Annotated in this window: 18 protein-coding genes and 1 tRNA gene; 5 read left to right on the top strand and 14 right to left on the bottom strand. The window is 47.9% G+C overall.

The window, feature by feature from the left end; translation table 11 throughout:
* Positions 1-81: 81 nt before the first annotated feature.
* The 14 genes from V7D78_RS02425 to V7D78_RS02360 all read right to left on the bottom strand — a co-directional run bounded on the left by V7D78_RS02425 (position 82) and on the right by V7D78_RS02360 (position 13,719).
* Positions 82-157: transfer RNA gene (locus V7D78_RS02425), tRNA-Lys, on the bottom strand.
* A gap of 156 nt (positions 158-313) precedes the next feature.
* The gene (gene ybgF / locus V7D78_RS02420) at positions 314-1,099 is read right to left on the bottom strand and encodes a tol-pal system protein YbgF (RefSeq protein WP_333606832.1); all 786 of its coding nucleotides are present in this window, start codon (positions 1,097-1,099) and stop codon (positions 314-316) included.
* A gap of 16 nt (positions 1,100-1,115) precedes the next feature.
* Entirely contained in the window at positions 1,116-1,643 is a 528-nt protein-coding gene (pal, locus tag V7D78_RS02415; RefSeq protein WP_333606831.1) for a peptidoglycan-associated lipoprotein Pal, read from the bottom strand.
* 38 nt (positions 1,644-1,681) lie between these two features.
* Complete coding sequence (tolB, locus tag V7D78_RS02410) at positions 1,682-3,028, bottom strand: Tol-Pal system beta propeller repeat protein TolB (RefSeq protein WP_333606830.1); 1,347 nt, start codon at positions 3,026-3,028, stop codon at positions 1,682-1,684.
* Positions 3,029-3,030: 2 nt separating this feature from the next.
* Entirely contained in the window at positions 3,031-3,972 is a 942-nt protein-coding gene (tolA, locus tag V7D78_RS02405; RefSeq protein WP_333606829.1) for a cell envelope integrity protein TolA, read from the bottom strand.
* A complete protein-coding gene (gene tolR, locus V7D78_RS02400) occupies positions 3,962-4,387 on the bottom strand; it encodes a protein TolR (protein ID WP_333606828.1) in 426 nt (141 codons plus the stop codon). Before tolR ends, tolA begins: the two co-directional genes overlap by 11 nt.
* Complete coding sequence (tolQ, locus tag V7D78_RS02395) at positions 4,387-5,073, bottom strand: protein TolQ (RefSeq protein ID WP_442886493.1); 687 nt, start codon at positions 5,071-5,073, stop codon at positions 4,387-4,389. Before tolQ ends, tolR begins: the two co-directional genes overlap by 1 nt.
* A complete protein-coding gene (gene ybgC / locus V7D78_RS02390) occupies positions 5,063-5,479 on the bottom strand; it encodes a tol-pal system-associated acyl-CoA thioesterase (protein ID WP_442886492.1) in 417 nt (138 codons plus the stop codon). Before ybgC ends, tolQ begins: the two co-directional genes overlap by 11 nt.
* A 591-nt stretch (positions 5,480-6,070) precedes the next feature.
* A complete protein-coding gene (gene ruvB, locus V7D78_RS02385; protein ID WP_333606826.1) occupies positions 6,071-7,078 on the bottom strand; it encodes a Holliday junction branch migration DNA helicase RuvB in 1,008 nt (335 codons plus the stop codon).
* Between the two features lie 3 nt (positions 7,079-7,081).
* Positions 7,082-7,702: a Holliday junction branch migration protein RuvA gene (ruvA, locus tag V7D78_RS02380; protein ID WP_333606825.1), complete on the bottom strand. Its 621-nt coding sequence runs from the start codon at positions 7,700-7,702 to the stop codon at positions 7,082-7,084.
* 28 nt (positions 7,703-7,730) lie between these two features.
* The gene (ruvC, locus tag V7D78_RS02375) at positions 7,731-8,255 is read right to left on the bottom strand and encodes a crossover junction endodeoxyribonuclease RuvC (RefSeq protein WP_333606824.1); all 525 of its coding nucleotides are present in this window, start codon (positions 8,253-8,255) and stop codon (positions 7,731-7,733) included.
* Positions 8,256-8,257: 2 nt separating this feature from the next.
* Complete coding sequence (locus V7D78_RS02370; protein ID WP_333606823.1) at positions 8,258-9,001, bottom strand: YebC/PmpR family DNA-binding transcriptional regulator; 744 nt, start codon at positions 8,999-9,001, stop codon at positions 8,258-8,260.
* Positions 9,002-9,046: 45 nt separating this feature from the next.
* Complete coding sequence (gene aspS / locus V7D78_RS02365; RefSeq protein ID WP_333606822.1) at positions 9,047-10,825, bottom strand: aspartate--tRNA ligase; 1,779 nt, start codon at positions 10,823-10,825, stop codon at positions 9,047-9,049.
* 86 nt (positions 10,826-10,911) lie between these two features.
* Positions 10,912-13,719, bottom strand: coding sequence for a diguanylate cyclase domain-containing protein (locus V7D78_RS02360; protein WP_333606821.1), 2,808 nt, complete (start codon positions 13,717-13,719; stop codon positions 10,912-10,914).
* Between the two features lie 182 nt (positions 13,720-13,901).
* On the opposite strand from V7D78_RS02360, the gene cmoA reads away from it, so the two are divergent.
* The 5 genes from cmoA to purM all read left to right on the top strand — a co-directional run bounded on the left by cmoA (position 13,902) and on the right by purM (position 18,118).
* Positions 13,902-14,630: a carboxy-S-adenosyl-L-methionine synthase CmoA gene (gene cmoA, locus V7D78_RS02355; protein WP_333606820.1), complete on the top strand. Its 729-nt coding sequence runs from the start codon at positions 13,902-13,904 to the stop codon at positions 14,628-14,630.
* A 65-nt stretch (positions 14,631-14,695) separates the two neighbouring features.
* A complete protein-coding gene (cmoB, locus tag V7D78_RS02350) occupies positions 14,696-15,679 on the top strand; it encodes a tRNA 5-methoxyuridine(34)/uridine 5-oxyacetic acid(34) synthase CmoB (protein ID WP_333606819.1) in 984 nt (327 codons plus the stop codon).
* A 16-nt stretch (positions 15,680-15,695) separates the two neighbouring features.
* Entirely contained in the window at positions 15,696-16,592 is an 897-nt protein-coding gene (locus V7D78_RS02345) for a LysR family transcriptional regulator (RefSeq protein ID WP_333606818.1), read from the top strand.
* Between the two features lies 1 nt (position 16,593).
* A complete protein-coding gene (locus V7D78_RS02340) occupies positions 16,594-17,001 on the top strand; it encodes a hypothetical protein (protein ID WP_333606817.1) in 408 nt (135 codons plus the stop codon).
* Positions 17,002-17,074: 73 nt separating this feature from the next.
* Positions 17,075-18,118 (top strand): phosphoribosylformylglycinamidine cyclo-ligase, encoded by a 1,044-nt coding sequence (purM, locus tag V7D78_RS02335; protein WP_333606816.1) that lies wholly within the window; start codon positions 17,075-17,077, stop codon positions 18,116-18,118.
* Positions 18,119-18,123: the final 5 nt, after the last annotated feature.

Genomic DNA, 18,123 nt, shown 5'->3' with positions numbered 1-18,123 from the left:
AACCAGCGACCAATTGATTAAAAGTCAACTGCTCTACCAACTGAGCTAACGACCCACTTCGGTGTACTTGTTTGCGCGATTTGGTGGGTCGTGCTGGATTCGAACCAGCGACCAATTGATTAAAAGTCAACTGCTCTACCAACTGAGCTAACGACCCTAACCGCGGAGGCATATCTTACTGATTTACGAACTTTGTGCAACCAAAAACTGCGAAAAAGCCCTTTGCGCATGGCTAACTGCTCAAAATGCCAGCGATAATTGACGGGAATAGCTAAGTTAAGAAATAAAAAAACCCGGCCGGGGCCGGGTGAGTTTATTGTAAAGCGGTTATCCGCTCTCTGGCCAGTCTGGCAGAGGTGCTGCTAGCATGCTCCGCCACCACCCGATTAAAGTAGCGTAACGCCAGGGCTTTGTTATTTTCCCGCTCGGCAATCTGGCCAAGTTTCAGCAAAGCAGCACTGACCTTATTGGAATCAGGAAAATTAGACACTACCCGCTCAAATTGCGTTTTAGCTTTAGCCAGATCATTGTTGTTAAACAATAACTGCCCCAGCCAATAGTGTGCATTGGGCGCGTAAACCGAGTTCGGATAACTACGCAAAAAACTTTCAAACTCAGGAATTGCAGCGTCATATCGACGATCTTTCAGCACCATATTTACGGCTTTTTCATAAGCATCATTTTCAGATACGTTGGTCGATACCGACACCGAAGGTGTGCTATCAGGCACCACGTTAGTGGCAGCAGGTTGCTGCTGCACACTGCTGACACGACGCTCTATTTCCTGATAAATATCGCGTTGACGCTGTAAAATTTCGTCTAACTGATAGGAGTGTGTTTCAGTAACACCGCGCAGCTCGCTTACCTCGTCTAACAGCAATTGTAACTGTTGCTGCATGCGAATTTGCGCTTCAGCCCGGGCTTCTACCACCCGTTCCAATGCCGCTAATCGTTGCTCAACAGTACCCGTTGCTGTGGTTGTGGTAACAGGTACTCTGCTGCTCCTGCCTATTTCAGTGACTGGCGCCGGGTTAGCGGACACGCCGATGCTGACTAAGGACATGGCAATAAGCAGTGGTCTGGTTACTGTTTTAATCACACGACTATCCTGTTAATTAATAAGCTAAAACTGCACGACGGTTTTTAGCAAAACCGGCTTCGGTACGTGATCTGTCTACTGGTTTTTCTTCACCGTAACTGACGGTAGATAACTGGCCTGCAGAAACACCCAGGTTTTGCAGGTACTGTACCACAGATTGCGCACGACGCTCACCCAGAGCAATGTTGTATTCTGGCGTGCCGCGCTCGTCAGTATGGCCTTCGATGGTCACACGAACGCTTGGGTTGGCACGTAAAAAAGCACCGTGAGCCTGTAATACTTCAACAAATTCCGGGCGAATAGTGGCACGGTCAAAGTCGAAATAAATAGTGTTTTCCTGACGTAATGCTTCCAGTTTCTGGCGCATTTGCTCAGCAGGGCTTACCACTTGCTCAACACGCTCTACTTGCACGGTTTCAACCGGACGGGTAGTTTGGCTGGCTTGCTCATCACCGGCATCAGTTGAACGGGTTGAGCTACATGCTGCCAGTGTTAACACTGGTAATGCAATGGCTAAACCTTTCAGTATTTTGTTCAGTTTCATGTTGTTGTCCTTAGTTTAATTTTTAACCGAGTTGTGTTTTATAAAAAGGGTGACCAGGCCGGCGATTTCACCTGTCCTTCCGCCGCCGGTAGCCTGGCTTTAAAACGACCATCCATAGAAACTAGTGCCAACACCTGCGATTGACCGTGCATGGTGCTGTAAATAATCATAGAGCCATTCGGCGCTATGCTTGGCGATTCGTCCAGATCTGTGCGTGTCAACACCTGCAAAAAGCGGCTTTGACGATCCATTCTGGCGATATGATACTGACCTCTTGTACGATTTACCATCACCAACGACTGACCATCCGGCGTGAAAGTCCCTGCCAGATTCATATCACCTTCAAAGGTCAGGCGTCGGGTTGTACCTGTTGCTAAATCTATGCTATATAGTTGTGGATTACCACCGCGCTCAGAACTGAACACCAGCTGCTTTCCATCCGGTGACCAGGCAGGCTCCGTATCAATTGCCCTGTGATTGGTAATTCGGGTCAGGGCTTTACTGGCAATGTCCATCACATAGATTTCCGGATTGCCATCTTTAGATAACACCATGGCCATTTTACGGCCATCAGGCGACCAGCTAGGTGCACCATTGATGCCCGGCGTGGAACTGATAATAGTACGACGCCCCGTGTAAATATCCTGAATATAAATTTGTGCCTGACGTTTTTCAAAGGTGACATACGCCAGTTTGGTGCCATCAGGAGACCAACTGGGCGACATCAGTGGCTCTTTCGAGCGCAACAGCACCTGCTCGTTGGCGCCATCATAATCAGCAACAATTAACTGAAACGGAAATTCATGATTATCGCGCACCAGTACATATGCAATTTTAGTTAAAAAAGCACCCCGTACGCCGGTGAGTTTTTCATACACTATATCACTAATACGGTGAGCATACTGACGGAACTGGCCACCGTTAATTGTCGTTTCGCGCGCATCCAGAATATGCTGATTGCTGACCACTAACTGTCCGGCATTTAACATCTGGGTATTAATGCCTGCGTTACCTTTCAACACATCAATTAATTCAAAACTAACAGTGTAACGGTCAATACCTATTTCGTTAATCTGGCCAATAACAATAGCCTCAACCCCTTCACGGGCCCAGGCGGCAAAATTAATCTCAGATGCTTTAGTCGGCCGTTGTGGCATTTTAATACCGGGCAGCGGACTAAACTGGCCACTGCGCATTAAATCCGCAGCAATAATTTCAGACAAACGTTCGCTTGGCTGCGTCGTGCCATTAAAAGTAAAAGGTAAAATAGCGATTGGACGCGCTGAATCAATACCCTCTGTGATGACAATTTCCAGCGATGCCTGTGCCAGTGCTGAACACAGCAACAGCCAGCCTAAAGAGATATTTCGTAGTAATTTCATCATAATTAAAACTCGGGAGCCACCGTTAAGGTGATATCCTTTAATTGGTTATACACATCCGGATCCGAGGATACCGGTAAAGTTCCAGCGCGGTTTACGGCTCTGACCGCCGCATCACATACCACTTGATCACCGCTTACTACACTGACCTGAGTGACAAAACCTGAGGTGGCCAACCGGACATTGATACGGCAGGTACGGCCACGCATGGTGCGCTCATCGGTTAACAAGTTACGGCGTATAGTATCAGAGATCATCGCCGTATAACGTTGCACTTCGGTTAAGGTTTGCTGAGAGCGTGCCCGCCGCCGGGCTTCGGCTTCTGCCGCCATCTGCTCTTGCATCGCCCGCTCCTGCGCTTCGCGCTGTGCCTGACGCTCGCGTTCAGCCTGTGCCCGGGCCAGGGCTTCCTGCTCTGCTTTTTTCTGCTCAGCCGCCGCTTTAGCCGCAGCTTCAGCTTGTTGTCTCTCGCGTTCACGCGCCTGGCGCTGCTGTTCCGCTTCTTTGGCCCGCTGTTGCTCTACTTCCTGCTGTTTTTTGGCATCTGCGGCCGCTTTTCTGGCCACTTGTGCTGCGGCATCTGCCTGACGTTTTTCTTCCGCAACGCGACGTAATCGCTGTTCCTCTGTGGTCCGCGCTTGTTCAGCCTGTCGCGCCCGCCGCTCTAAATCACGAATACGCTGCTCTTCCGCTTGCCGGGCAGCCTCACGTTGCTGTTGAATTTCAGCAACACGCTGCTCCAACACCTGGCGATCAACGGCCACCGCCTCAATTGGCGCAGCCGGCGCGGCGGGAGCACTCATGCCATCCGAGTCCAGGCTGATTTCCAGCCGTTTCGGCGCAAAATTTAAGCCACCAATGACTAAACCCAGTACCAACGCCAGGTGCAGTGCAACCGACTTACTCCAGGAGGATAATAACCAGTGCTGCATTTGTTTAAACTTCATTGTCGGTCATCAAGCCTACTGCCGATGCCCCAGCTTGCTTTAACACATTAATAAGCCTAATCACCGAGTTATAGTCTACCCGGCCATCGCCTTTAACGATCACCTGGGTACCCGGCTCTATCGTCAGCCAGCTGGCCACTTCAACTTGCAACTGCTGAGCATTAAAAGGCCCTTGTTGAACACCGTCTTTTTCAAAGTAATACAGACCGGCTTCATCTACAGTGGCCACTAAAGGTGTTTTACCTTCGGTCATCTGTTCAATCGGCTCAGCGGCAGATTTAGGTAACTCAACTTTAACCCCCTGCGTAATCAGGGGCGTGGTGACCATAAAAATAACCAATAGCACTAACATCACGTCGATGTAAGGCACCACGTTAATCTCGGCCATCATCCGCCGTTTTTTCCGAGCGTACATTAGCCCTGATCTCCACTGCTTACAGTCTGGCGATGCAGGATGTTGGCAAATTCTTCAACAAAATTCACATAGCTGCTTTCTAACAGCTCTACCTGATGTGAAAACTTGTTGTAAGCGATGACCGCAGGGATAGCCGCAAATAAACCAATGGCGGTAGCAATAAGGGCTTCAGCGATACCCGGTGCCACCATCGCCAGCGTAGCTTGTTGCACGGCACCTAAGGCGATAAAAGAATTCATAATACCCCATACGGTGCCAAATAAACCGATATAAGGGCTGATAGAACCTACAGTGGCTAAAAAAGGCAGGTTGGTTTCTAAACGTTCTACTTCGCGTGATAAGCCTACCCGCATCGCTCTTTGAGTGCCTTCCATTACGGCTGCAGGCTGACGTTGGCTGCTTTTGTGCATACGGGCAAATTCTTTAAACCCTGATTTAAAAAGCGCTTCCAGACCATTCACTTCTGTGCGGGCACTCACTTCAGCATATAACTTAGATAAGTCAACGCCAGACCAAAAACGATCTTCAAATTTTTTGGCATCAACCAAGGCTTGCTGCAGCACTTTTTTGCGTTTAAAGATCATGCTCCAGGAGGTCACTGACATGCCAACCAGGATCAACATTACTGCCTGCACCACAATGCTGGCTTCTAGTAATAAATGCAGAATCGAAATTTCACCTGACACGCTGTAATACCTCTAATACGTTTGCCGGCAACGGCCGGGCGTTACCCGCCTGTGGATTAACACAGGCCACTTTAATTTCTGCACTGCACAACAACTGGCCATCAGCATTGGTTATCTGCTGGCTAAAAATCATACTGGCACGCTTTAAAGTACTAATTTGACTGGACACGGTCAATAACTCATTGAATTTAGCACTTTTATGGTTTTTCATTTGTACGTCTGTGACCACAAAACCTACTTGTTCAGCCAACAGAATGTCTTGCTCAACTCCAAGAGCACGCAACCATTCGGTGCGCGCGCGTTCAAAAAATTTCAGGTAGTTGGCATAGTACACTATGCCTCCGGCGTCGGTATCTTCATAATAGACCCGCACTGGCAGGATAAAATCTGTCTTTGACATCTGCATTCATGCTTTATGGTTGTATGATAATTAAGCCCGTTAACAAACTCAATTGGCTAAACCGCCAAAGGCTGACTATATTTTTTTTGCTGCCCTACTTGTTTTATCCATAAAACATCTAACAGACTCACTGAGCTAGATTAAGTTCACTCTGTGTTTCAAGGCAGCTGTCTTCAACATCACCAAAAAAATAGTCATCAAAATAAAAAGTAATCTGAGTCATATTCCACTAATTAACTTAACGCTGCATGAATAAGGGTGTAACGCAGGTTTGTTTATTGCTATTTGACAGTTAAATGACGCAATAAGTCTAATTAGCATTAGAAAATCTAATATCTCCGCGCTAATTTTTCTCGTTTGAAGTAATTACTCCAACTCTTTATTATGCTCAAGTGTTCTGAGCTAGCGCAAAAACACGGTAAGTTTTACCTTGTTTAGTCAAGATCACCTGGCAATGAGTCACCATCAACATGGCACTCGTTGTTGTTGTAAACATGTTCCCTGGATTTTTGAAGCACTCCTTCATTTTCTTGCTTGCCCGCTGAATAAGCGGGCTTTTTTTTGGCCAATTTTAGCCCGCATTAACCAGTTTGCCGGCTAAGTCTGTGGTATATCAAAACCAAAATGCTGATATGCCCTGGGCGAAGCGATACGACCTCGTGGAGTACGCTGAATAAAACCCTGCTGAATTAAATAAGGCTCTATCACATCTTCAATGGTGTCTTTTTCTTCACCTATGGCTGCCGCCAGATTATCCAATCCGACAGGCCCACCCATAAATTTTTCTATAATGGCTAGTATTAGTTTTCGATCCATGTAATCAAAACCTTGGGCATCCACATCCACCATCAATAATGCTTGTGAAGCAATATCTACTGTGACCTGGCCATTCGCTTTTACCTGGGCATAATCGCGCACCCGCCTGAGCAATCTGTTGGCTATACGTGGTGTTCCGCGCGAGCGGCGGGCAATTTCTGCGGCACCGGCTTCATCTAACACTAAATTAAGATAATGTGCCGAACGTAAAATAATTTGAGTCAGCTCAGTAACTTTATAAAACTCCAGTCGCTGTACTATGCCAAAGCGGTCACGCAGTGGTGAGGTTAAAGCGCCAGCACGGGTGGTGGCCCCCACCAGAGTGAACGGCGGCAATTCCAACTTGATAGAACGGGCGGCCGGGCCTTCGCCAATCATGATATCCAGCTGATAATCTTCCATTGCCGGATATAGAATTTCTTCGACCACCGGGCTTAACCGGTGAATTTCATCGATAAACAGCACATCGTTTGGTTCAAGGTTGGTTAGTAACGCCGCCAAATCACCGGCTTTTTCTAATACTGGCCCTGAAGTGGTTTTAATATTGACGCCCATTTCATTAGCGACAATCATCGCCAGCGTGGTTTTACCCAGCCCGGGCGGACCAAATATCAGCAAGTGATCCAGAGGATCACCGCGGCCGCGCGCCGCTTCAATAAAAATGGCCATTTGCTGACACACATGCTCCTGCCCGGTGTAATCGGCCAGCATTTTCGGCCGGATAGCCCGGTCAATACTTTCTTCATCGCGCGTAGCGCTACTTTGTATTAAGCGATCTGCTTCAATCATGGCTTACATCATACTCCGCAGGGCTGCTTTTATCAGCTGTTCACTGCTCATGTCGGGCTGCTTTACCTTTTGAACCGCTTTCTCTGCCTGCAACGGGCTATATCCCAATGACACCAGCGCACTGCTGGCATCTTGCTCTGCCGTTTGCTCAAGATTGAACATCGCTTCATCGCCCTGGATCAGCAACGCATCAGTCAATGGTGTGGACGGCGCACCCCCCCAGTCTTTTAAGCGATCACGCATTTCAACCACCAGCCGTTCAGCGGTTTTCTTACCCACCCCTGGCAGTTTAACCAGAGTACTGACATCATCCAGCTGCACGCAGCGGACAAACTGCTGCGCGGTCATACCCGATAAAATAGTCAGCGCCAGCTTAGGGCCGACACCATTGGCTTTGATCAGTTGCCTGAATAAAGCGCGCTCCGAGGGATTAATAAAGCCATAGAGTAGCTGGGCGTCTTCACGCACGACAAAGTGGGTATATATTACCGTTTCGCCGCCAATAGCCGGCAAATGATAAAAACTGGTCAGCGGCATTTGTACTTCGTAGCCCACTCCGGCCACTTCCAGCAGTAAATCCGGCGCTTGCTTTTCCAGCAAAACCCCGCGTAATCGTCCAATCATAGCGTCTGCTTATATAAGAGGGTTGGCATCAGCGTAAGCGGCCACGCACGGTTTTGCGTGCCTGACCGACCAGGCTGATTAAACTTTGTTGAGTATGCCCATGACACAGAGCGACTGCAAGCGCATCGGCCGCATCAGCCTGGGGGGTGGCGGGTAGTTTCAGCAGGGTACGTACCATATGCTGCACCTGTGCTTTGTCTGCCGCACCACTGCCTACCACGGCTTGTTTTACTTGCCGGGCTGAATATTCAAACACTTCAAGCCCGGCATGTTTAGCCGCAACTATAGCAGCACCTCTGGCCTGACCCAGTTTTAATGCAGAATCGGCGTTGCGTGCCATAAAGACCTGCTCGATGGCAAATATCGTTGGCTGGGTTTGGCTGATAATTTCTGTCACACCATTAAAGATATCCAGTAAACGCTCAGGCAGTAAATCTGTGGTACTAAGGCGGATACAGCCACTGGCCACATACTGAAAGCTCATGCCTACCTGTCGCACCACACCATATCCGGTTAACCGGCTACCGGGGTCAATCCCCAGAATAACATTCACAGTTAAGCGTGCTCAGCCATCAGCTCATCACTGATCTCGGCATTGTGATAAACATTTTGCACGTCGTCAGAATCTTCCAACTGATCCAGTAGCTTAAAAAACGCCGTTACATGATCGGCATCCACGACGGCCCGTGTTGATGGGACTAAAGTCACTTCACTGCTATCCGGCGTGAAACCTGCGCCGGTAAGGGCATCTTTTATGTCGTTAATGCTATCAGCGCTGGTCAGCACTTCAATACTGCCATCCTGCTCAATGACAATATCTTCGGCCCCGGCCTCCAGGGCGGCTTCCATTAAGGCGTCTTCATCCACTCCTGGTGCATACATCATTACACCACGGCGGCTGAACAGATAAGCCACAGAGCCAGAAGTGCCCAGACTACCGCCATGCTTAGTGAATGCATGGCGCACATCTGCCACGGTGCGTTTGTGGTTATCAGTCATGGTCTCCACTATCACGGCTACGCCATTAGGGCCATACCCTTCATAGACCAACTCTTCGTAGTTTTCGCCCTCATTAGCACCGGCACCACGCTTAATAGCACGGTCTATGGTATCGCGCGTCATATTTTCGGACAGCGCTTTATCTACCGCTAACCGTAAACGTGGATTAATGCTGACATCCGGATTCTGACGGGCGGCAACCGTCAGCTCACGGATAATTTTGGTGAAGATTTTACTTTTTTTCGCATCCTGACGGGCTTTGCGATGCTTCATGTTCGCCCATTTACTATGGCCGGCCATCAGTGACTCCTTTGTTGTGGCAGCCAGCAGCTGCCACAGTATTGCTTATTGTACTTTCGCGTTAACACTAATACCCAGCTCCGCCAGTTGTGCCGGATTAGCTTCTCCCGGTGCATCAGTCAACGGACAAGCGGCTGTAGCGGTTTTAGGGAATGCCATCACATCACGGATTGAGGTAGCACCGGTCATTAACATCACTAACCGATCCAGGCCAAAGGCCAAACCGGCATGCGGTGGAGCACCATATTTTAATGCTTCAAGCAAAAATCCAAACTTTTCAGCAGCTTCTTCATCACTGATACCCAGAAGCGTAAACACCTTAGCCTGCAGCTGACTATTGTGAATACGCACCGATCCACCGCCTAACTCAGTACCATTTAATACCATGTCATAGGCATTTGATAATAAAGTACCCAGTTCAAGTTCATTATTTGCCGTAGCTAAGAAGGTCTCTGGATCTAACGGTGAAGTAAAAGGGTGATGCACAGCGGCATAACTGCCATCGTCGGTTTCTTCAAACATCGGGAAGTCAACTACCCACAGCGGTTTCCAACCAGCTTGAGTGATCGCTAAATCCTCGCCCAGTTTTAAGCGCAGAGCACCCATGGCTTCGCACACGACTTTATAGCTGTCAGCACCAAAAAAGATCAAATCGCCGTTACTGGCTTCAGTACGGGCAATAATGGCCGTAATGATATCTGGCGTTAAAAACTTGGCTACTGGTGATTGCACACCCTCAGCACCGGCAGTCACATCATTTACTTTCATCCAGGCTAAGCCTTTAGCGCCATAAATGCCAACAAAGCTGGTGTAAGTGTCAATATCTTTACGTGATACTTTGTCCGCTGCACCCGGTACTTTCAGCGCCACTACGCGACCTTTAGCATCGTTGGCCGGGCCGGAGAATACTTTAAATTCAACGTCTTTCAGTAAATCCGCTACATCAACAAACTGCATGGGGTTACGTAAATCCGGCTTGTCTGAGCCATATAAACGCATCGCTTCAAAATATGGCATCCTCGGCATTTGCCCAAGGTCCACACCCAGTAATGTTTTAAACAGCTGTTGCACCATCTGTTCAGTGACTGCCATCACCTGCTCAGCGGTCATAAAAGAGGTTTCAATATCAATCTGGGTAAACTCAGGCTGACGATCGGCCCGCAAGTCTTCATCGCGAAAGCATTTTACAATTTGGTAATAGCGATCCAAGCCCGACATCATCAGCAGTTGTTTAAATAACTGTGGTGATTGCGGCAGTGCAAAAAACTGGCCTTTATGCGTTCGGCTGGGCACCAGATAATCACGGGCGCCTTCCGGGGTCGCCTTGGTCAGAATAGGCGTTTCTATATCTAAAAAGCCGTTTGAGTCCATGAAATTACGGACAAAACTGGTGACTTTCGCCCGAAACTTTAACCGATCACTCATCAGCGGCCGGCGTAAATCAAGGTAGCGGTATTTTAAACGCTGCTCTTCACTGTTTTCATGATTAAAATCCAGTGGCGTCGGGGCAGATTTATTCAGAATGTGTAAGGATGATGCATAAACCTCTACTTCGCCAGTAGCCATGTCTGCATTAACTTGCGACGCTGGCCGTGCCCGCACCTCGCCACTTAGCTGTACACAGTATTCATTACGCAAGGTATAAGCAATATCGAATAATTCTGATAAATCAGGATCACAGACAACTTGCACCAGGCCTTCCCGGTCACGTAAATCAAGAAATATTAACCCGCCGAGATCGCGACGACGATTGACCCAACCACACAACGAGACCTGTTGCCCTACCTGAGCGCTGCTTAATAAACCACAATAATGGCTACGCATTAAACCTTTCCTCTACCTTGCTGCTTAGCAGTACTGAAATAACGGCTGATTATATAGGAAAGAGTACTAAAGTCACTGCCCAGACATTAAAACTGCTGCTGATTAAAGCAGTAATGATTTTTACCTCGCTGTTTCGCCTGATACATCAGCAGATCTGCCTGACGCATCAAGCTGGCGGCATCAGTGCCATCCTGTGGATAAACCGCAATACCCATACTGGCGCCTAATGTCACTGTGCCGACCGACAGCTGAATAGGTTGCTTTAATTGTGTCAGAATTTTTTCTGCTACTATGGCCGCGTCATCCGCATTTAATAGTGAAGTCAGTAATACTACAAACTCATCGCCACCAAAACGTGCAGCGGTATCACTTTTACGAATACAGTGCCTGAGCACCGCTGCCACTCTGAGCAGCAACTCATCACCAGCATCATGTCCGTACTCATCATTAACCTGCTTAAAGCCATCTAAATCAATAAAGACTAACGCCATAATTTCATTGTGCCGGCTATGCTGCAGCAAGGCTTGCTCTAAGCGCTCTCGCAACAAGCTACGATTAGGTAAGGAGGTTAAATCATCATGGGTCGCCATTTGCCGCATTTTATGCTCTGCCGCTCGACGCAACGCCACCTCACGGCGTAGAAACACATTCCAAATCACAAACAGGCTAATTAGCAACAAGGCCACTGCCGATACCTGCCAGATCAATTGCTGTACCCGGGCACTATTCATACCCTGAGTAATTTCAATATTAAACCAGCGTTGGTTAAGTTGCTGCCGCTCTTGCTGGCCTATAGTTTGTAACCCCTTATTTAAAATGGACACCAGCGGCTCATAATCATTACGCACCGCCACTAAAGAAGGGTAATCCGGTAAATCCTCCAGTAATTGAATTCGAAAATTGACCGATGACGCTTGTCGCATTAATCGACTGGCGGATTCCACAGAGTCAATAACATAATCTACTTCTTGGTCTTGCAATAAGCGCAAGCCATCTGATACATCCTTAATCTGAATTAACGGGCTATCGGGCAACAACAAGGGTAAATCATTGGCAAGTTGGTAATCACTTAATATCGCTAATCGCTTCCCTTTAAGCTGAGCAGCACGACTCATGACCTCATTTTGTAAAAGCCCTATGGCTGCCCACTGCACCGTCCAAAAGACTTCGGTGAAGCTTGCAAATTGCAGCCTGTCCTGCAAAGGTGTCACGTTAGCGACCATGTCCAATTTTCGCTCAGCAATATGCTGCCAGATAAGATCCAGGTTATCATAAGGCACTAATTGAAATTTAATCCCCAAACGTTCAGATAAAAGCTGCAGAATGTCACTGGTCAAACCCACCGCATTGCCTTGCTCATCCAAAAACTCCATCGGTGGCCAATTGGTCATTACCCCGACACGAAAGGGTTCGTTATCACGCAGCCAGTGTTGTTGCTCTATGGTCAAATTAATCAGTTTTGTGGCTTGGCTGAAATAACGTTGCTCAGCCTGACTAATCCAATACTCTTCCACCGCAGCCAAAGTTTCAGGCGAAATTTGTTCAAAGCCCTGCGTAATCTTTTCGGCCAGTTCATCATCATCAGGGTGCACTAACACATATAAAGGAGAACGAATACGGCTGCTATTCAGTGCCTGAAAATGATCATAAAGATCTCGTTGTTTAAGCCGCTCCGGCACCACTACTTCAGAACCATAAAAACCGTCTACTTCACCGGCAAACAGCGCTTTTAAAATTTCATCCAAAGTATGAAAACTAACAAAGTTAATGTCAGGATACTGCTGCTCTAATTGCTGACGATAACCGGCAGTAAAATATAAGGCGACTTTCTTACCCTTAAGCTCAGATATGTGTTGCAGCTGTTGTTCTCTTGGGTAATAGAGCACTGAGCTAATGCTGTAAATAGGATAAGCTTGTTTGAAAATAAGATGAGGTTGTGCCGGTACCCCAATGTGAGCATCTAAACGACGCTTGCCCAGATTATCCAGACTATTAATCGAAGTATCAGGTACAAACGCAATTTTCACACCGGTAGTGTCAGACCAAAGCCGCCATAAATCCACCAGCAAGCCTTGCGCTTCTCCCTGCTGTGATACTTGCATATATGGCTGGTTTCCTACCGATAAGCCAAGTAGCAGAGTGCCATCTTCGGTCTCCATACCTAACCATTTCCGCTCTAAAGTATCGATCACTGAGCGCGGGAGTGCCTCAACAGCCTGTTGTAAGGCCACAAAAATGTCCGATGTTTCCTCTACCGCGAAGACCAACTCAATCCGTTGTAATGGCATTTTTTTATAAAGCGGAAATTGCCTCGACAATGCCTGGTAATGCTCATATCGTGGCGGCAACCGGTCCAGCCCGGCAAAAAGTCGTAACTGCCCCTGTAATGCGGCATCGAACATCTGAGTGACTGTTGGGTAAGAACGCAAAACCAGGTGAGGCAGTAACCGTTGCAAAGTATCAACATGACTGGAATCGGCAACTACGCCCACAAGATAGGGTTGCAATGCATCTAAAGTGCCAATATGTGGCATGTCTCGATGTACATAAATATTACTGTAAATAGTAATGTGAGTATCGGCTAGCTGATAACGTTGTTCACGTTCTTCGGTGCGGGCCATGCCACCATGAACATGAACCAGTTGCTGATCCAGCAGTTGCAGCGTGTCTGGCCAGTCTGCGGCATAAAATTGCACTTCTATCTGTTGTAGCTCAGCGATTTCGCGCCAATAGTCTACCAGCAAGCCATCCAGTTGCCCTTGCTCATTAACAAACATATAAGGAAAGGTATCATTACTTAATACCACCCGCAAAGGATTAGGTAATGCGCTACCGGCCCATATCGGCATGGCCAGAAAAATGCCCAGCAGAAAAATGAAAATGCGTTTAATCATCTCTTTATACAAATGTCAGGCCAACCTTAGTTTTACGCTGCGATTGGCAGTTGGTCAAGCGGCTGACCGCATTACTGCGCGATAAAATAAACACCAACCAGATTGTCGGCAACGACCATAGCATGTTCGCCTTGCCAATTTTAAGGTAAACTGCCGCTTTTACGCGGGTGAAGCTGATAGAGATGATGCAAAAAGATGTGATTTACGCCGAGCCACTGGCACATATTGAAGATTTTCGGTTTGACGAACAGGTAGCCGATGTTTTCGCCGATATGATTCAGCGCTCAGTGCCAGGTTATCAAACCATAGTGCAGACTATTGGCAAACTGGCAGCACGCTACCAGCAAGCCGATAGCCATTATTATGATTTAGGCTGCTCTTTAGGCGCAGCGACCCTGGCCATGCGGCGTAATATCAACAGCTCTGGTGCCCGCATTATTGCGGTTGATAATAGCCAGGCCATGGTAGAACGCTGTGAACGGCATTTGCAGGCGTTTCGTTCAGAGGTGCCGGTGGAGGTAAAACTGGCAGATATACGCCAGCTTGAGATCAGCAATGCCGCCATGGTTGTGATTAATTTTACCCTGCAGTTTTTACCCAAAACTGACCGGGATGCGTTAATTGCCAATATTTATCGTGGCATGAAACCGGGTGGCATTTTGGTGCTATCTGAAAAGATTTTAACCTCTGAGCCAGAGACCCATGATTTGCTGATTACCCTGCATCACGACTTTAAGCGTGCCAATGGCTACAGCGAATTGGAAATCAGCCAAAAACGTAGTGCGCTGGAAAAAGTCATGCTGCCAGATACTTTGCAGGAGCAACAACAGCGTTTACAGCAGTCAGGTTTTGTAAAACAGACGGTCTGGTTCCAGTGCTTTAATTTCTGCTCGCTGGTGGCAATAAAGTAACGGCAACAATCAACGCGAGTGCAAATGTTAACATTTGCCTGGAACTGAGTCTTAATGAGAGTAACATGAAACAAGCCCTGCTCGACTTTAATGCCTTTTATAGCCAACTGGCACAAAACCGCCTGCAAAGCTGGCTTGAAACCTTACCCGCGCAACTGGCCAGTTGGTCTCGTGATGCTTTGCATGGCGACTTTGCCGCCTGGCAAAAAGTGCTGAATCATTTGCCGCAGTGCCACAGTAACTATGTCGAATTACGGCAGGCTGTGCAATTCGGACAAGCGCAGGACATTAGCCAGGGTCAGGCTGAGCGGATCCGTTTTTTACTGCAACAACTGAAACCCTGGCGTAAAGGCCCCTTTTCTATTTATGGTATCGACATTGACACCGAATGGCGCTCAGATTGGAAGTGGCAACGTGTACTGCCCCATATCAGCCCACTGCAGCACCGTTATGTACTGGACGTCGGCTGTGGTAGCGGTTATCACCTGTGGCGCATGCGTGGCGAAGGAGCCGATTTTGTGGTGGGCATTGACCCTTCACAATTATTTTATGCGCAATTTCAAGCTATTAAACATTTTAATCCAGACCCAAATGTCAACCTTATTCCATTGGGTATCGATGATTTACCAGCCCTTAAGCAGTTTGATACGGTGTTTTCAATGGGAGTACTTTATCATCGCCGCTCGCCCATAGATTTTTTACAGCAGTTAAAACAACAATTACGCCCTGGTGGTGAATTAGTGTTGGAAACCCTGGTCATAGAGGGTGACGAACACACTGTTCTGGTGCCGGGCGAGCGCTATGCCAAAATGCGTAATGTCTGGTTTATTCCCAGCTGTGCCGCCTTATGTCACTGGTTAACTCGGCTGGGTTTTATTGATGTGAAGGTCGTCGATTTAAATAGCACTTCAATATTGGAGCAACGTGCTACTGACTGGATGGAAAATGAAAGTTTAATTGATTTTCTTGACCCAAATGATCATAGTAAAACTATCGAAGGTTATCCGGCACCGCTCAGGGCGGTACTGCTAGCCAGGTTACCAGATTGAGGTTTCAAGCACGCTTATGCCATACCGCCCTAAATCAACCCTCGAGCAATGGCGTATTCTGCAAGCGGTAGTAGATGCCGGCGGCTATGCCCAGGCAGCTGACATGCTTAATAAAAGTCAGTCATCGTTAAATCATGCAGTAGCTAAGTTACAGTCTCAGCTTGGGGTGGAGCTGTTAGAAGTCATTGGACGCAAGGCACAACTCACCCCCGCCGGCGAAGTCATGTTGCGCCGCTCGCGTATCCTGACCCAGCAAATTGAAGATTTAGAATTGCTAGCTGATAACATTGACCGTGGCTGGGAGCCGGAAATTCGTATAGCGGTTGAGTTAGCCTACCCTAAACATTTTTTATATCAGGCGCTACAGCAATTTTATCCGATTAGCCGTGGCAGCAGGGTGCAGATTATTGATACTGTGCTCACCGGTACTACAGAAATTATTCAGCATAAAAAAGCGGACCTGGTGATTTGTGGTCTTATCCCCAAGGGCTATTTAGCGGAACCTTTGTGCGTAACCCGCTTTGTGCCGGTCGTTGGTAGCCAACACCCATTGGCTCAGCAACAGCCACTGGATGCCAATGTGCTTAGCCAGCATTTGCAAATTGTGATCCGGGATACCGCACAAAAACCTCAGGAAAATATTGGCTGGTTACGGGCAGAGCAACGCTGGACCGTAGATAATTTTTACGAAGCTATTGAAATCTTACAGCTAGGCCTGGGATTTTGCTGGTTACCAGACTTTACGGTGCAACAAGGCTTACAACAAGGTAGCCTGGTACAGTTACCGCTAAGCCAAAGCAGTGAGAAATTGGTACCAATGGCGTTACTTACCCCCCAGGAAGACGCTCTGGGCCCCGGCAGCCGCCAGTTACGGCAGCTGCTGTTGCAGGCGCATAATATAAAAAAGGATTAATATGCAACAGCAAGAGTTAGTTGAGTTAATGCAAGCCGCTGCTGCAGATGCAGTAAGCTACAGTGCCGAGCAGTTTGAACATCAACTCGATTTTAGCCTGGGTAGCCTGGCGCTGGTCGATGATATTCTATCAAAATTACACCAGCAGCAGCTGAGCAACGCCTTTTCTACCGAGATGCTGTTTACGCTGAGTAATATTTTTGGGGCTTATCTGGGGCAGATTTTTATACAACAGATTGGTGGCCACTGGCACAATAACCAGCTGGAACAAGCCGCCCCCTACGTTGCGGTTCAGCTTGCAGACAAGGAATTTCCTTTTGCTTCAGTCTGTTATCATAAACTCACCCAGGATAACAACATCAGTGTGCAACAGTACCTGCAACTAGCAAAAGCAAATGCTATGCAGTAATGCTTTTGTCGGCGCAGTTATACAGGTAAAATGCCGGCCATTCTAGCCAACCCTTAGCCATTCGAGGACAGCCGTGAGCGAGCAAAAAACATCATTAAGTTACAAAGACGCCGGAGTAGATATAGACGCAGGTAATGCCCTGGTCGAACGTATTAAAGGTGCAGTGAAGCGCACCCGCCGTCCTGAAGTTATGGGTGGCCTCGGTGGTTTTGGTGCCTTGTGCCAAATTCCGGCGGGTTATAAAGAGCCGGTGTTGGTGTCAGGTACTGATGGTGTCGGTACTAAGTTACGTTTAGCGATGGACTTGAAACGGCATGATGGCGTCGGTATTGACCTGGTAGCGATGTGTGTCAACGATCTAGTGGTGCAAGGTGCTGAGCCCTTGTTCTTCCTTGATTATTACGCCACCGGCAAATTGGATTTAGATACCGCCTCTGCGGTAGTAGCGGGTATTGCTGAGGGCTGTGTGCAATCAGGTTGTTCGCTGGTTGGCGGTGAAACGGCTGAAATGCCAGGCATGTACCATGGTGATGATTATGATATCGCCGGTTTTTGTGTTGGCGTGGTCGAAAAAGCCGATATTATTGATGGCAGTAAAGTCGCCGCTGGCGATCAACTCATTGCCCTGGCGTCATCTGGCCCGCATTCCAATGGCTTTTCGTTAATTCGCAAAGTACTGGAAGTCAGTAAACAGTCTGCCGACAGCCTGCTTGAAGGTAAATCGCTAGCCGATCATCTGTTAGAACCAACCCGTATTTACGTAAAGAACCTACTTGAGCTTATTAAGCAACAGCCGGTGCATGCCCTGTGTCATATTACAGGTGGTGGCTTTTGGGAAAATATCCCACGGGTATTACCTGCCAAAACAAAAGCGGTCATCGATGGCCACAGTTGGCAGTGGCCAGCGGTTTTTAACTGGTTACAGCAGCAAGGTAATATCAGCCGTCACGAAATGTACCGTACCTTTAACTGTGGCGTTGGCATGATCGTAGTGGTGCCGGCAGCACAGCTGACTGCTGCGCTTAGCATGCTACAGCAAGCGGGTGAAACCGCCTGGCATTTGGGTGAAATCCAAAGTGCTGCTGACGATGAACAACAGGTTATTATTAACGAGTAACGAGG

The organism is Arsukibacterium sp. (assembly GCF_036735525.1).
Lineage (GTDB): Bacteria > Pseudomonadota > Gammaproteobacteria > Enterobacterales > Alteromonadaceae > Alishewanella.
Note: the sequence above shows the minus strand (reverse complement) of the source record. Positions and strands in the feature narration are given on the sequence as shown.

What these genes read in the sequence shown, in the direction of transcription:
- V7D78_RS02360 (WP_333606821.1), bottom strand. Translation starts at nt 13,719, where the DNA reads ATGATTAAACGCATTTTCATTTTTCTGCTGGGCATTTTTCTGGCCATG.
- tolR (WP_333606828.1), bottom strand. Translation starts at nt 4,387, where the DNA reads ATGTACGCTCGGAAAAAACGGCGGATGATGGCCGAGATTAACGTGGTG.
- tolA (WP_333606829.1), bottom strand. Translation starts at nt 3,972, where the DNA reads ATGAAGTTTAAACAAATGCAGCACTGGTTATTATCCTCCTGGAGTAAG.
- aspS (WP_333606822.1), bottom strand. Translation starts at nt 10,825, where the DNA reads ATGCGTAGCCATTATTGTGGTTTATTAAGCAGCGCTCAGGTAGGGCAA.
- tolB (WP_333606830.1), bottom strand. Translation starts at nt 3,028, where the DNA reads ATGATGAAATTACTACGAAATATCTCTTTAGGCTGGCTGTTGCTGTGT.
- V7D78_RS02345 (WP_333606818.1), top strand. Translation starts at nt 15,696, where the DNA reads ATGCCATACCGCCCTAAATCAACCCTCGAGCAATGGCGTATTCTGCAA.
- cmoA (WP_333606820.1), top strand. Translation starts at nt 13,902, where the DNA reads ATGATGCAAAAAGATGTGATTTACGCCGAGCCACTGGCACATATTGAA.
- pal (WP_333606831.1), bottom strand. Translation starts at nt 1,643, where the DNA reads ATGAAACTGAACAAAATACTGAAAGGTTTAGCCATTGCATTACCAGTG.
- V7D78_RS02340 (WP_333606817.1), top strand. Translation starts at nt 16,594, where the DNA reads ATGCAACAGCAAGAGTTAGTTGAGTTAATGCAAGCCGCTGCTGCAGAT.
- cmoB (WP_333606819.1), top strand. Translation starts at nt 14,696, where the DNA reads ATGAAACAAGCCCTGCTCGACTTTAATGCCTTTTATAGCCAACTGGCA.
- V7D78_RS02370 (WP_333606823.1), bottom strand. Translation starts at nt 9,001, where the DNA reads ATGGCCGGCCATAGTAAATGGGCGAACATGAAGCATCGCAAAGCCCGT.
- ybgC (WP_442886492.1), bottom strand. Translation starts at nt 5,479, where the DNA reads ATGCAGATGTCAAAGACAGATTTTATCCTGCCAGTGCGGGTCTATTAT.
- ruvA (WP_333606825.1), bottom strand. Translation starts at nt 7,702, where the DNA reads ATGATTGGACGATTACGCGGGGTTTTGCTGGAAAAGCAAGCGCCGGAT.
- ruvB (WP_333606826.1), bottom strand. Translation starts at nt 7,078, where the DNA reads ATGATTGAAGCAGATCGCTTAATACAAAGTAGCGCTACGCGCGATGAA.